The organism is Micromonospora sp. RP3T (genome assembly GCF_003027925.1).
Classification (GTDB): domain Bacteria; phylum Actinomycetota; class Actinomycetes; order Mycobacteriales; family Micromonosporaceae; genus Micromonospora.
This window is the reverse complement of sequence record NZ_PYPS01000008.1, coordinates 96,878-112,255: the sequence shown is the minus strand read 5'-3', so window position 1 is coordinate 112,255 and position 15,378 is coordinate 96,878. Positions and strand designations below refer to the sequence as shown.

General features: G+C 73.7%; 6 protein-coding genes and 1 pseudogene. All 7 read left to right on the top strand.

The genetic code is table 11. From position 1 onward, the window contains the following. Positions 1 to 171: 171 nt before the first annotated feature. The 7 genes and pseudogenes from C8054_RS09190 (at position 172) to C8054_RS09160 (ending at position 15,358) form a co-directional block, all read left to right on the top strand. Entirely contained in the window at positions 172 to 1,221 is a 1,050-nt protein-coding gene (locus tag C8054_RS09190; protein ID WP_107156324.1) for a serine protease, read from the top strand. A gap of 187 nt (positions 1,222 to 1,408) precedes the next feature. Next, a pseudogene (locus tag C8054_RS33190) lies at positions 1,409 to 1,625 on the top strand (hypothetical protein); the annotation flags it as partial. Positions 1,626 to 2,060: 435 nt separating this feature from the next. Beyond that, positions 2,061 to 2,915, top strand: a complete 855-nt coding sequence (locus C8054_RS09180; RefSeq protein WP_233219551.1) for an SMP-30/gluconolactonase/LRE family protein — start codon at positions 2,061 to 2,063, stop codon at positions 2,913 to 2,915. A gap of 27 nt (positions 2,916 to 2,942) precedes the next feature. After that, positions 2,943 to 4,673 (top strand): PQQ-dependent sugar dehydrogenase, encoded by a 1,731-nt coding sequence (locus C8054_RS09175; RefSeq protein WP_107156322.1) that lies wholly within the window; start codon positions 2,943 to 2,945, stop codon positions 4,671 to 4,673. Between the two features lie 138 nt (positions 4,674 to 4,811). After that, positions 4,812 to 5,594 (top strand): SDR family NAD(P)-dependent oxidoreductase, encoded by a 783-nt coding sequence (locus tag C8054_RS09170; RefSeq protein ID WP_158273825.1) that lies wholly within the window; start codon positions 4,812 to 4,814, stop codon positions 5,592 to 5,594. A gap of 13 nt (positions 5,595 to 5,607) precedes the next feature. Beyond that, positions 5,608 to 6,447, top strand: a complete 840-nt coding sequence (locus C8054_RS09165; RefSeq protein WP_107156320.1) for an SDR family NAD(P)-dependent oxidoreductase — start codon at positions 5,608 to 5,610, stop codon at positions 6,445 to 6,447. Positions 6,448 to 6,499: 52 nt separating this feature from the next. After that, positions 6,500 to 15,358 (top strand): non-ribosomal peptide synthetase, encoded by an 8,859-nt coding sequence (locus tag C8054_RS09160; RefSeq protein WP_107156319.1) that lies wholly within the window; start codon positions 6,500 to 6,502, stop codon positions 15,356 to 15,358. The last annotated feature ends 20 nt before the right edge of the window (positions 15,359 to 15,378 follow it).

Sequence of the window (15,378 nt, the reverse complement as noted above, 5' to 3'; positions counted from 1 at the left end):
CGTAATGTCGGGAGTAGCACCGCTTCACCCAACTCAGTCATGCAGGTCAATGTTTGCTCGCTTGGCGACATCTTCCTCCAGGTGTCATCCGGCGCATTTTGATGACCGCTGTCACGCTTTTCCGTCGTATCTTTCTGTCTCCCCCACACCCCACCCGGAGAGGCAGGGAGAATGTCCCGGAGACTGCTGAGCGGCCTCGCGCTGCTCACCGCGTTGTCAGCGGTGACGCTCACCACCGCGGGCGCCGCCCAGGCGAAGCCCGACACGTCCGACAAGGGCGTCGTCGGCGTCGTCGCGCAACTGAGCCCCGAGGTCGCCCGCACCGCCCACGGCACCGGCGTCGACGCCCGCGCCGCCGCGCTGGCCGCCTACTGGACCCCGGATCGGATGCGCGCGGCGCTGCCGGAGAGCGAGATCCCGGCGGTGAAGAACGCTCGCCCCGGCCAGTTCACCGGCGCCGCGAGCCGTCCGCAGGGCGCGACGGGCCGGGTGGCGCCGGCGCCGCCCGCGACCACGCCCCGAGCTGACCTGCCCGAGATGGGCACCAACGCCTACGACCCGGCATACCCGGTCGGGCACCCGACCGCCCGGACCACCGGCAAGGTCTTCTTCACGCTCAGCGGCCTCAACTACGTCTGCTCGGCCGCGGTCGTGAACACCGAGGGCAAGTCCTCGGTGTGGAGCGCCGGGCACTGCATGACCGGCAACCTCCAGTGGGCCACGAACTGGGCCTTCGTCCCGAACTACGTCAACGGCTCGGCACCGTACGGCTACTGGTACGCCACGGGGCTCTGGACCACCAGCGCCTGGTACAACAACAACGCCGACTTCGCCAACGACGTCGGCTCGGCGGTCATCGGACGGGTCAACGGCTGGCGGATCACCGACTACCTCGGTGGCCAGGGCATCGCCTGGAACCAGGCGGTCGGCCAGTACGACTACGCCTTCGGATACCCGCAGGCCTCCCCGTTCAACGGGCAGACCCTCTGGGCCGAGAACGGTCCGACCTACGATGGTGGCGGTGGCACCATCTACATGACGAACTACATGACCGGTGGTTCCTCGGGTGGCCCCTGGCTCATGGCGTTCGACGGCAACTGGGGCCTCATCAACGGACACAACGACTTCAAGTACAACAACCTTCCGCAGTACATGTATTCGCCGTACTACGGCAACCAGGTGGCGAACCTCTACAACACCGTTCGCAACATCTCTGCCTGATCCTGCCGGAGCTGCCCGCCGGGTGCGTCGCCACGCACCCGGCGGGTGCCGTCGTCAAGGGGCTCATCGCCGATGAAGGTGGGCTGCGAGGACGCTGATCCGGGATTGGTGCGGCGCCGCGTCATTCTGGACGGACGTCGCCGTCACGCTGGCCTCTGCCGCGCATATTTGAAGTCCAGGATCAGGGTTGTCCTACGCCGACCTGGAAAATCCACCCGCCGGAGGTCCCGAGCGGTTTTCCATGGTGAACGGAATCCTGCCCGTCAACCCGGGAGCTGATCCATCACGGTGCCGAGATTTCCCTGCTGCGCGGCCTCTACCGCCGACAGGACGGAGTCCCGGCCGGTGCCGTCCGCACGGTCACGCCGGGCGGTGCCGGCGGCATCGCCCGGCGCACGTCGTAGCCGGTCACACCACCGCGGGCCCTCACCGACCCGGTCAGGCGCCATCGGGCGCCTTCGGGGCATGTGCCGAAGTGATCGTGGGGATCTGATGCGGGGCGCCGCTTTCTCGCCTAAGCTGCGTCACGTAAACATCGATGCATGTCAATAGCAGCCCTTGGTGATCGAGGCCGGCTCGCTGGCAACCACGGGCCTCGCATTCGCCGACACCGATGGGAGTACCCGATGAACTGGCGTCCAACCACCGCCACACTCGCCGGCCTGTGCCTCGCGCTCACCCCCGCACCGGGTCCCGTCGGTGCCGCACCCGCACCCTCGGCACCTCGGCGTGCCGTTCATGTTAACGTTCACACAAATCCGCTCGCCGGCCCACCCGGCGCGCCCTCCGGGGTCTGCCCGGGCGGCACCGGATACGGCTCGCCCCTGCCGGCCAGCTCCGTGTCCGCGACGAAGATCCAGAGCGGGTTCTCGTTCCTCGAAGGGCCGGTCTGGATCGCCGACGGCGGCTACCTGCTGATGTCCGACATGGCCGCGGGCACCGGGCCGAACAACGTGCAGCCCGCCACGATCCGCCGGTTCACCCCGCCGGCGACCTTCGACACCTTCATCGCCAACGCCGGCAGCAACGGCCTGGCGCTCAGCCCCGACGCCCAGCAGATCATCGCCGCCACCCACGACCAGCGGAACGTCTCCGCGTACCGGCTGAGCGACCAGGCCCGCAGCATCGTCGCCGCCGACTACCAGGGCCGGGCGTTCAACTCACCCAACGACGTCACGGTCCGTTCCGACGGTGTCGTCTACTTCACCGACCCCACCTTCCAGCGCGGCAACCGACCCGACCAGATGAGCGGACGTACCAGCGTCTTCCGCGTCTCCGGCGGACAGGTGTCGCTGGTGGACGACCGGCTGCGGCAACCCAACGGCATCGCGCTCTCCCCGGACGGCGGCACGCTCTACGTGGGCGCCTACTCCGAGAACAAGATCTACAAGTACGTCGTCCAGCCCGACGGCGGCACCGGCGCCCGCAGCGTCTTCGTGAACTACCTCGGCGGTCCCGACGGGGTCACCATCGACTGCGCCGGCAACGTGTACTGGGCCTCCGGCTCGGACGGGCTGATCCACGTCTACTCGCCCGCCGGCGCGCAGCTCGGCACGATCCGCGCCGGTGGTGCCGGCACCACAAACGCGGCGTTCGGCGGGCCCGACCGGCAGACCCTCTACATCACCTCCGGCCGGACGAACGACTCCGGCCTGTACAGCGTGCGACTCAACGTCCCCGGCTACCCGTACTGACCGAGAACCCCGGGAAGGAAAGCACCCGTGCGGATCATTCCTCACCAGCTCCCCCACCGCGTCCCACTCGCCCTGCTGATCTGCGCCGGCACCGTCCTGACCGGCGTACCGGCCAACGCCGCGCCGGTGACCGGGAGCCGGCCGGCGGCCCGGCTCGCCGCCGACACCAGCCCACCCACCCGGCCGACCGGCCTGCGCAGCACCCGGCTGACCTGTCAGTCCGTCACGCTCTCCTGGTACGCGTCCCGGGACAACGTCGGCGTCGCCTTCTACGACATCTACCACGACGGCCAGCTCGTCACCTCGGTCTCGGGACGGACGCTGACCGCCACGCTCAGCGTCGTGCAGGGTGTCACCTGGGGCTGGTACGTCAACGCCCGCGACGCCGCCGGCAACGTCTCGCAGGCCAGCTCCACGCTCCCGGTCACCCCGCCGTTCTGCCAACAGGACACGTCTCCGCCCAGCACGCCGACCATCCTGGCCGCGACGGTCAACGGCACGGACGTGACAGTCACCTGGTCGGCCTCCACCGACAACATCGCGGTCACCGGCTACACCATCCTGCGCAACGGTATGGCGGTCGGCTCCACCACCGGCACCGCCGGCAACCCGCCGGCGACCACGTTCACCGACACCGGGCTGACGTCCGACACCGACTACCGGTACACCGTGACCGCACGGGACGCCCAGGGCAACGTCTCGGGGGCGAGCGCCCCGGTCACCGCGCACACCGGCTCGGGCTGCACCAGCCCGATCTGCGGCGCCACGGTGGTCACCACCGAGAAGGACCTGCCCTGGGGCCTGGTGCAACTGCCCGACGGCACGGTCCTCTACGGCCGGCGCGACCTGTTCGACATCGTCGCCATGAACCCGGACGGCACCAACAAGCGCAGCATCGGCACCGTGCCGAACGTGGCCGGCACCAACGGTGAGGGCGGCGTGCTCGGGCTGGCCGTCTCGGCCACCTTCACCACCGACCACTGGCTGTACATCTACCACACCACCACGACCGACAACCGGATCGTGCGCATCCGCTACGACGGCACGCTGCAAACCGCCACCGAGCAGGTGCTCGTCACCGGAATCCCACGCAACAAGTACCACAACGGCGGCCGGCTGCGCTTCGGCCCCGACGGCAAGCTCTACGCCGCCGCCGGCGACGGGCAGGACCCGGACGTGGCCCAGGACACCGACAACCTGGGCGGCAAGGTGCTGCGGCTCAACCCCGACGGCACCGTGCCGGCGGACAACCCCTTCGGCAACCACGTGTGGAGCTACGGCCACCGCAACCCGCAGGGACTCGCCTTCGACTCCCAGGGCCGGCTCTTCGAGCAGGAGTTCGGCAACAACGTCATGGACGAGACCAACATCATCGTCAAGGGCGGCAACTACGGCTGGCCCGCCTGCGAGGGCACCTCCGGCGACTGCGCCAACCCGAACCTCAGGGCCCCGGTCCGGACGTACCCGGTGGCCGACGCCTCGTGCAGCGGCATCGCGATCGTCCGGGACGTGCTCTACATCGCCTGCCTGCGCGGTAACCGGATGTACCGGGCGGAGATCAGCGGCAACACGCTCACCAACCTCCAGCAGTACTTCGTCGGGACGTACTTCCGGCTGCGCACCGTCGAACCGACGGTCGACGGCAACCTGTGGCTGACCACGAGCACCGGCGGGGACAAGGACAGCATCCCGAACAACAGCAACGAGAAGATCCTCAAGGTGACCCTCGGTGGGGCGGTGTCCGGCCCCACGAGCTGAGGTCGAGCCGGGAATCCGGCACCCGGGCCGTCCATGGTGCACCGGTCCGGCGGCGTCCTCCCCCGCCGCCGGACGATGCCGGCGAGAACACGCCACCGTCCTTGTAGCGCCGTCGATCCGATACCTACCGTGACGGCCATGGGCATCACGGACCTGCTTACCGGACAACATGTCGTCGTCACCGGCGGCGGTAGCGGCATCGGTGACGGCATCGCCCGACTCTTCGCGGCGCAGGGCGCGCGGGTCAGCGTCACGGACCTGCGGGCCGAGGCGGCCGCGAAGACCGCCGCGGCGATCGAGGCCGACGGCGGCACGGCCACCGCGATCACGCTCGACGTCACCGACGAGGACAGCGTCACGGCCGGTCTGACCGCCGCCCGCGCCACCCACGGGCCGGTCGACGCGGTCGTCAACTCCGCCGGCGCGTGGATCGGCGGCAGCGTCACCGAGGTCTCGGTGTCCGACTGGGACACGGTGATGTCGGTCAACGTGCGCGGCGCGTTCCTCGTCGCCCGCGGCGTCCTGCCCGAGATGGTGGACCGGGGCTCGGGCCGCCTCGTCATGATCAGCTCGGTGGCCGGCCTCAAGGCCACCCGGCGGGCCGGCGCCTACAACCCGTCCAAGTCGGCCCTGCTGGCGCTCACCCGCAACATCGCCATCGACTACGCCGGCTCCGGGATCCGCGCCAACGCCATCTGCCCCGGCGTCATCGACGGCACCGGCATGGACCACACCGTGCGGGCGTTCCGCAACGGATACACCGAGGACTACCAGCGCTGGGTCACCGAGCTGCACCCCCTCGGCCGGCTGGGCACCCCGGAGGACGTCGCCCGCTGCGCCCTGTTCCTCGCCAGCGACCAGTCCTCCTGGATGACCGGCACCTCCGTCGTGGTCGACGGCGGCTGCATGACCGGCTACTGACGCGGAGGACCGCATGCGCACCGCACGCTTCACCGACCGGGTCGCCCTGGTGACCGGCTCGACAATGGGCATCGGCCTCGCCATCGCCGAGGCGCTGCACCGGGAGGGCGCCCGCGTGGTGCTCAACGGCCGCACCGCCGAGCGCACCGCGCAGGCCGCCAAGGAGCTCGCCGGGGACGGCGCCGACCGGGTGCTCGCCTGCCCCGGCGACGTCGCCGACGAGGACGCGGTCGGCCGGGTGGTCGACACGGTGGTGGACCGCTGGGGTCCGCCCGACATCCTGGTCAACAACGCCGGCATCCCGACCGTGGGACACAGCGAGCGGCTGAGCCTCGCCCGGTGGCAACGTTGCCTCGACGTCAACCTCACCGGCACGTTCCTGTTCTCCCGCGCGGTCGGCGCGGCCATGGTGGCCCGCGGCACCGGCGGCGCCATCGTCAACATCTCCTCCGTCGCCGGGATCGGCGGGCTGCCCTACCGGGCCGCCTACGGCGCCACGAAGAGCGCCCAGATCGGCCTGACGAGCACGCTCGCCGCCGAGTGGGGCCAGCACGGGATCCGGGTCAACGCGGTCGCGCCGGCGTTCATCCGTACCCCGATGACCGAGTTCATCGTCACCGAGGCCGCCGCGGCCGACACCCCTACCGGCGACTGGACGCTGGCCGGGATCGAGGGCCGCACCCCGCTGGGCCGGATGGGCGAGCCGGGCGAGGTCGCGGACGCGGTGCTGTTCCTCGCCTCCGACCAGGCCACCTTCATCAGCGGCGCCACCCTGCCGGTCGACGGCGGGTGGACGGCGTTCGGCGCGTGGCACCAGGCAAGCAGACCGATGCCGCCGGCTCACCTCGACTGACCGACGGCGCATCGGCCGCGCCGACGACCGGCGCGGCCAGGGAGGTTCGTGGATGAGCAGCGAGTTGAGTGCGGTCCCCACCACCACCGCGGACCGGGAGCGGCTGCGGTCGCTGCTGCTGCGCCGCGCGCCGCGCCGCGCCGAGGTCGACGACGGGCCGGCGCCGCTGTCGGCCGGACAGCGCCGGTTGTGGTTCCTCGACCGTCTCCTACCGGACTCCGCGTTGTACAACGCGCCCCTCGGCTTCCGCGTGCGCGGACCACTGGACGTCGACGCGCTGCGCGCGGCGCTGGCGACCGTCGTGGACCGGCACGAGGCGCTGCGCACCACCTTCACCGAACGCGACGGCCGCGCCGTACAGGTCGTGCACGACCGGGTGGAGGTGCCGTGGCGGTCGGCGGACCTCACCGGGCTGCCGGGCGGGCACCGCGACGACGAGGCGCGGCGGTTGAGCGTCGACTCGGCCCGGGAACCGTTCGACCTCTCGGCCGGGCCGCTGCTGCGACTGCTGCTCCTGCGCCTGGCCGAGGACGACCACGTGGTCGTGGTGACCGTGCACCACGCCGTCGTGGACGGCTGGTCGCTCGCGGTGCTCTTCACCGAACTCGGCGCGGCGTACGAGGCGCATCGGGCGGGGCGGGCGACGCACCTGGCCCCGCCCCGGACCACCTACCGTGCGTACGCGCGGGCCCAGGACGCCGCGCTGGCCGGCGAGGCCGCGGACGCGTTGGCCGCGCACTGGCGTACGGTGCTGGCCGGCGCGCCGCAGGAGGTGACCTTCCCGGCGGACCGTCCCCGTCGCGACGAGCCGTCGTACCGGGGCGGCCTGTGCGGGTTCTCGGTCTCGCCGGAGACCACGGCCGGGCTGCGGGCGCTGGCCCGGGCACACGACGCGACGCTGTTCATGGTGCTGCTGGCCGGGTTCGCGGTGCTGCTCGGCCGGTTCGCCCGGACCCGGGAGGTGGTGGTCGGCTCACCGGTCGCCGGGCGCGACCACCCCGACCTCGAAGGTCTGGTCGGCTTCTTCGTCAACTCGGTGGTACTGCGCACCGACCTGTCCGGGGCACCGACCGTGGCCGAGATGATCGCCCGGGTCCGGTCCACGGCGCTCGACGCCTACCAGCACCAGGGCCTGCCCTTCGAGCGGTTGGTCGACGAGCTGCGGCCGGAGCGGCGGCTGAGCATGCAGCCGCTGTTCCAGACCAGCTTCCAGGTCTTCGAGACCTCGGCGGCGACCCGGCCCGACCTCGCCGGCTGCGTCACCGAGGACTTCCCGGTGGACACCGGCACCGCGAAGTTCGACACGTCCTGGCTGCTGACCCCGGACGGGAACGGGCTCACCGGGCAGGTCGAGTTCGCGCGGGACAGCTACGACGAGGCGACCGTGTCGGCGTTCACCCGCGCGTACGTGCGGGTGCTCGACCAGCTCGCCGCGGACCCGGACCGGCCGGTCGCCGACCTCGACCTGCTGACCGCCGAGGACCGGGACCGGCTGCTGCGCACCTGGAACGACGACCGGGGGCACCGACCGCCCGAGGGGCGTCCCTTCGTCCACCAGGCGGTCCACGCGCGGGCGTCCGCCGACCCGGACGCGGTCGCCGTACGCGACACCGACGGCACCGACCTGACCTACGCCGGGCTGGCGTCGGCGGTCGACGGGCTGGCCCGGGCGCTGCGCGGCGCCGGCGTCGGTCGGGGTGACCGGGTGGGCGTCTGCCTGCCCAGGTCCGCGGATCTCGTGGTGGCGTTCCTGGCCGTCCTGCGCGCCGGGGCGGCCTACGTGCCGGTGGATCCGGCGCAACCGGCCCACCGGGTGCGGCAGTTGCTGACCGACGCCGGGCCGCGGCTGGTGGTCTCGGCCGGCGCCGCCGCCGACCCGTTGACCGGGCTGGACGTTCCGGTGCTGGGTCCGCGCGCCACGCTCGACGGTCCGCCGGTCGACGTCCCGCTGCTGCCGGACGACGCCGCCTACGTGATCTACACGTCGGGTTCCACCGGCCGACCCAAGGGGGTGGTGGTCACGCACGGCGGACTGGCCAACTACCTGCACTGGTGCGTGGGGCGGTACCTGGCCGCACCCGGCGGATCAGCGCTGCTCACCTCCTGCGCGTACGACCTGGTGACGCCCGCGCTCTACGCGCCGCTGCTGGTCGGGCAGCCCGTCGTCGTGCTCGATCCCGAGCTGGACCTGACCCGGCTGGGCGAGACGCTGGCGGAGACGGCGCCCTACTCGTTCCTCAAGCTGACCCCGGGCCACCTGGACCTGCTTGTCGACCAGCTCGGCGCGGAACGCGCCCGGGCGCTGGCGCGGGTGCTGGTCGTCGGCGGGGAGGACCTGACGACCGACACGGCGGCGCCGTGGCTGGGCGGGGACGGACCGGAGCTGCTCAACGAGTACGGGCCGACCGAGGCGACGGTGGCCAACTGCACCCACCTGGCCACGCCGGCGGACCGGGGCGCGTCGGTCCCGATCGGCGTGCCGATCCCGCACACCACCCAGTACGTCCTGGACGAGCGGCTGCGACCGCTGCCGCCGGGCGCCGTGGGTGAACTGCACATCGGCGGCGTCGGGGTGGCGCGGGGCTATCTCGACCAGCCCGGCCCGACGGCGGCGGCGTTCCCGCCCGACCCGTTCTCCGGCCGGCCCGGCGCGCGGTTGTACCGCACCGGGGACCTGGTGCGGCAGCGACCCGACGGCGTAATGGAGTACCTGGGTCGACGCGACGACCAGGTGAAGATCAACGGCCACCGGGTGGAGCCCCGCGAGGTCGCCGCCCAGCTGCGGGAGCACCCGGCGGTACGGGACGCGGTCGTCACCGTCCGGCGGGACCGGGACACTCCGGCGCTCGTGGCCTACCTGGTGCCGGAGACCGGCGACGGCGGCGGGACGACCGCCGCCGCGGCGCAGCAGCAGCGCACCTGGCGCGAGGTGTTCGACACCTCCTACTCGGGTACGGGCGGAGCCGCCGACGACGCCTCCGACCTGGCCGGTTGGACGAGCAGCTTCACCGGTGAGCCGGTGGACGAGGCGGCCATGCGGGAGTGGGTCGCCGCCAGCGTCGACCGGATCCGGGCGCTGCGACCGCGTCGGATCCTGGAGATCGGCTGCGGCACCGGGCTGCTGCTGCGCGCGCTGGCCCCGGACGCGGAACGCTACCTGGGGCTGGACTTCTCCGCGGAGGCGTTGGCGCACGTGCACGACCGGATGACCCGGGCCGGCGAGCGGACCGACCACGTGGCGCTGCGGCAGCTCGCCGCGGACGAACTCGACCGGGTCGAGGAACGGTTCGACGTGGTGGTGGTCAACTCGGTGGCCCAGTACTTCCCGTCCGGGGACTACCTGCGCGACGTGCTGACCGCGGCGGTGGCGCGCACCGTCGACGGCGGCGCGGTGTTCGTCGGCGACGTGCGCGACCTGGGCGTGGCCGGTGTGGAGGCGACCGCGGTGGAGCTGTTCCGCGCCGCCGACGACGTGCCCGCCGACGAGGTGCTGCACCGCGTCCGCGCCCGGCTCGCCCGGGAGAGCGAGCTGCTGGTCGACCCGCGGTTCTTCACCCGGCTGGCGGCGGAGCTGCCCCGACTGCGCGACGCCGCCGCCGCGCCCCGACGCGGCCGGCTCGACTCGGAGATGACCCGGTTCCGCTACGACGTGGTGCTGCGGGTCGGCGCGGACGCCGACGACGACCGGCCCGACGACGGGCCACGGTGGACCGACTGGACCCGCGACGGTTGGTCACTGCGCCGGCTGGCCGCGGTCCTGGGCGCCGCCGACCCGCCCGCGCTGGCCGTCGCCGACGTGCCGAACGCCCGCACCGCCGACGCGGCGCAGGCGCTGGCCACCCTGGAGTCCGGCGTGGCGGCGCGCGCCGGCGACCTGCGGCACCCGGTCACGGCGGTGTCCCCGCAGGACGTGTACGACCTGGCCGCCGCGCACGGCGTCGAGGTGGAGCTGCGCTGCTCCCCGGGCTCGGGTGGCCGGTTCCACCTCCTGGTCGGCTGTCCGGGGCTGGCGCCGCCGCCGGCCGGCGGCCCGGTCGGCGCGCTGACCAACGACCCGCTGCGCGGCGCCGTGTCCCGCCGCTACGCCGAGCTGGTGCGGCCCTACCTGGCCGACCGGCTGCCGCCGGCCATGGTCCCGGCCACCTACGTGGTGCTGGACCGGATCCCGCTGACCGCCAACGGCAAGCTCGACCGCGCGGCCCTGCCGGCGCCGGCCGACTCCGGGGCGGGCCAGCGGTCGGTGCTCGCCCCACGCACCCCGGTCGAGGCGGCGCTGGCGCAGATCTGGTGCGAGGTCCTCGACCTGGCCGTGGTCGGGGTGCACGACAACTTCTTCGAGCTGGGCGGGGACTCCATCCAGGGCATCCGGGTGGTGTCCCGGGCGGTCGCCGCCGGCCACCCGATCACCCCGAAAATGATCTTCCAGTATCCGACGGTCGCCGAGCTGGCGCAGGCGGTCGGCTCCATCGCCCGAGTCGACGCCGAGCAGGGCCGCGTGGTCGGGCCGGTGCCGCCGACCCCGATCACCGACTGGTTCCTCGGCCACGGCGACCCGCGCGCCGACCTGGTCGTACAGCACGTCACCGTGCCGCTGCCCGCCGGCGCCGACACCGCGACCGTCGCGGACGCGGTGGCCCGGCTGCTCGACCGGCACGACGCCCTCCGGATGCGACTGACCCCGCACGGCCTCGACATCCCCGACGACAACCCGGTCACCGTGACCACGACCCCGGCGGCCCCCGACAGCCCGCACTGGCCCGACGTGGTCGCCGCCGCCTGCGCCGGGATCGACGTGTCCACCGGCCCGCTCCTCGCCGCCGTGCACGGCGACGGCGCGGTGCTGCTCGCCGCGCACCACCTGGCCGTCGACGCGGTGTCCTGGTCGGTGCTGGTGGAGGACTTCGCCCACGCCTACCGGGGCGCGCCACCCCCCGGCGCGAAGACGGTGTCGGTGCGGCAGTGGGCGGCGCACCTCGCGGACGCGGTCACCGACGGCGACTTCGACGCCGAGATCCCGCACTGGCGGGCGGTGGCCGGCGCGGCGGCGATCTCGCTGACCGGCGACGCCGGCACCTACGGCAGCGCCGCCGTGCACCGGTCCACGCTGCCCGCCACCGAGACCGCCGATCTGATCGAGAAGGTGCCCCGCGCCTACCGCACGCGGATCACCGAGGTGCTGCTGGCCACCCTGGCCCGCGTGCTGCGCGGATGGGCCGGCGGCGACGTGCTCATCGACGCCGAGGGACACGGCCGCGACGCCACCGACCTCGACCTGTCCCGCACCGTGGGCTGGTTCACCACGCTCTACCCGGCGCTGGTCCCGGTCGACGACCCCGGCGACCTGCGCGCGGCGCTGCTGGCCGCGAAGGAACACCTGCGCTCCAGCCCGTCCCGAGGGCTCGCCTACGGGGTCCTGCACCGGCTGGCCGGCGTCGACGGGCTCGCCGCGACCCCCCGGGTACGGTTCAACTACCTGGGCCGGCTGGGATCGGCCTCGGCGATCGGCGCCGAGCCGTTCACCGTGACCGCGCCCGGCACCTGGGTCTCCCCCACCCGGCCGCGACCGCACCTGCTGGAGGTCGACGCGGCGGTCATCGACGGCGAGCTGCTGATCAACTGGACGCATCACCCGCAGGCCCAGCCGACCGCCGAGATCGCCGCGCTCGCCACGCGCTTCGTCACCGAACTGCGGGCCACCGTCGCGCACTGCCTCGACCCGGCCAACCACGGCCGGACGCCCTCGGACTTCCCGCTCGCGGGCCTCGACCAGGCCACCATCGACCGCTACTTCCGCGACCGCGACATCGAGGACGTCTACCCGCTCACCCCGACCCAGGAGGGCATGGTCTTCGAGTCGGTCACCGCCACCGAGCCCGGCATGTACCTGGAGCAGGTCGGCTGGCGCATGCGTGACCTCGACGAGGCGCGTTTCGTCCGCGCCTGGGAGCAGACCGCCACCCGGCACGAGGTGCTGCGCACCGGCCTGGTCACCACCGGCGAGCGCACCTTCCAGGTGGTCCGCCGACGCGCGACGGTGCCGGTCACGGTGGTCGACCTGACCGGTGACCCCGACCCGGGGCGGGCCCTGGCCGACCTGCACGAACGGGACCGCGCCCGGGGGGTCGACCTGTCCGGCGGCGGCCCGCTGCTGCGGCTCACCCTCGCCCGGCTCGGCGGCGAGCACCACGTCCTCGTCACCAACCACCACGTCGTGCTCGACGGGTGGAGTTCCGCGCTGGTGTTCACCGAGGTGCTGCGCCGCTACGGCGGCACCTGGTCCGAGCCGGGCCAGCCGCCGCCCTACCGGCGCTACGTGGCCGACGTCCTCGCCCAGGCGGCCCGGCCGTCCCCCGCCGACGTCGACCACTGGCGCACCGAACTCGGCGACGTCCGACCCCGGTCGCTGGACCTGGGGGAACCCGATCCGGGCGCGACCGGCACCGGGGCGGTCGACGTCGACCTGCCGGCCGGACTCGCCGACCGGGTCGCCGACCTGGCCGGGAGGCTGCGGCTGACCGCCGGCACCGTCGTGCGCGGCGCCTGGGCGCTGCTGCTGTCCCGCTACCTGGCCAGCACCGACGTGGTCTGCGGGGTGACCGTCTCGGGTCGGGCCGGACTGGCCGACCCGGAGGGCATGGTCGGACTGTTCATCAACACCGTGCCCGCGCGCATCGGCGTGCCGGGCGGGGCGCGCGCGGACCGCTGGCTCGCCGACCTGCACGCCGCGTCGGGCCGCCGGCCCGAGGTCCACTCCGTCACCGACATCCGCTCCTGGGTGGGCCTGGACCCCACCGTCGCGCTGTTCGACACGGTGCTGGTGGTGGAGAACTATCCGATGGACGCCGGCCTGCGCGACACCCTCGCCGGGCCGGAGGGCGCCATGGCGGTCACCGACCGCACCAACTACCCGCTCACCGTGGCCGTGGAGCTGGGACGCGCCGCCGCGGTGCGGCTGCTGTTCGACCGCGAACGGCACCCGGAGGCGGCGGTGACGACCCTGGCCGCGCGGCTGGTGCGTACCCTCGTCACGCTGGTCGAGCAGCCGCACCTGCCGCTGTGGCGGATCGCCGTCGACGAGCCCGCCGACGCGCCGGGCCACCGGGCCCCCACCGCGCCCGACCGGCGGGCCGGCACGGCCGCGCGGGACTGCGTACCGGTGGTGCTGGAGCACGCCCGGCGGGCGCCGACGCACCCGGCGGTGGTGGCCGGCGACGCCACGGTCGACTACGCCACAGTGGTGTCCCGGGCCGCGGCGCTGGCCGGTGACCTCGCCCGCGCCGGCGCCGGCCCGGACGTGCCGGTCGCGGTGCTGGTACCGAAGTCCGTCGACCTGGTGGTGGCGCAACTGGCGGTGTGGTGGGCCGGCGCGGCCTACCTGCCGCTGGACCCGGACCAGCCGGACCGGCTCCGCCGCCAGGTCCTGACCCGCGCCGGCTGCACGCTCGGCGTGGGCGCGGTCGACTCGCCCACCCCGCGCGACGGGGTGACGTGGTTGCCGGCGGGCACGGTCGCGGACGCGTTCCCCGACGCGCCGGCCGTGCCGCACCCCGGGACGACGGCGTACGTGCTGCACACCTCCGGCTCCACCGGCGTGCCCAAGGGCGTCGCCGTGCCCCGGGGGGTGCTCGCCGCCCACCTGGAGGTGATCGTCGACCGGCTCGGCCTGCGCCCGGAGGACCGGGTGCTGCACCTGTCCCCGCCGACCTTCGACATCGCCGTCGAGCAGGTCCTCGGCACGCTCGTCGCCGGCGCCACCGTGGTGCTCGGCGATCCCCGGTCGTGGACGCCCCGGGAGTTCCTGACCCGGGCGGCCGGCCAGGGGGTGACCGTGGCGAACCTCGCCGCGCCGTACTGGCACCAGGTGGTCGAGGAGCTCGACGCGGACGGCGGGACGCCCGACGCGCTGCCCCTGCGCGCGTTGCTCCTCGGGGCGGACAAGGTGCACGGGGACGCGGTGGCCCGCTGGACGGGACGGTTCGGCGACCGGGTGGCCCTCTGGCACGGCTACGGCGTCACCGAGGCGGTGATCACGTCGACGCTCGGCCGGATCGACCCGGACCGGACGGGGACCCTCGCGGGCATCGGCGAGCCGCTGCCGTTGCGCTCGCTGGAGGTGCGGGACGTGCACGGCAACCGCGCTCCGGTCGGCGTACCCGGGGAGGTGTTCCTGTCGGGTCCGGCGCTGGCCCGCGGCTATCTGGCCGCGCCCGCCGCGACGGCGGCCGCGTTCGTGCCGGACCCCGACGGCGGGCCCGGCGCCCGGGCCTACCGCACCGGCGACCTGGGCCGGCGGCGCCCCGACGGCACCCTCGACCTGCTCGGCCGGATCGACGACCAGGTCAAGGTGCGCGGCCTACGGGTCGAGCCGGGCCAGGTGGAGTACGCGCTGCGCGACCACCCGGACGTCACCGGCGCGGCCGTGGTGGTGCACGCCGACCGGCTCGTCGCGTTCGTCACCGGCGTCGCCGACACCGCGGCGGTGCGGGAGCACTGCGCGCAGGTGCTGCCCGGCGCGCTGGTGCCGGACGTGGTGCTGGCCGTGGACGCGATGCCGCTGACCGCCAACGGCAAACTCGACCGGGACGCGCTGCGCCGGCGGGCCGCGCGGGCGGGCGCCCCGCGCGACGACAGCGCACCGGTGGGTGTCATCGAAAACCTGGTCGCCGACGTGTGGCGGGAGGTCCTCAAGGTGGACCGGGTCGCCCGCCGGGACGACTTCTTCCGGCTCGGCGGTCACTCGCTGCGGGCCATGTCCGTCGCGACCCGCCTCCGCGAGGCGCTGGGGGTGGAGATACCGGTGCGGTCCGTGCTGCGGCATCCCACCCTTGTGGACTTCGCCGCCGCGCTGACGGCCCACGTGTGCGCGGAGACCGGCATCGCCGACCTGGAGGCCGCCCTGTCCGGCGCGTGACCCCCGGCAGCGGCCCGCGC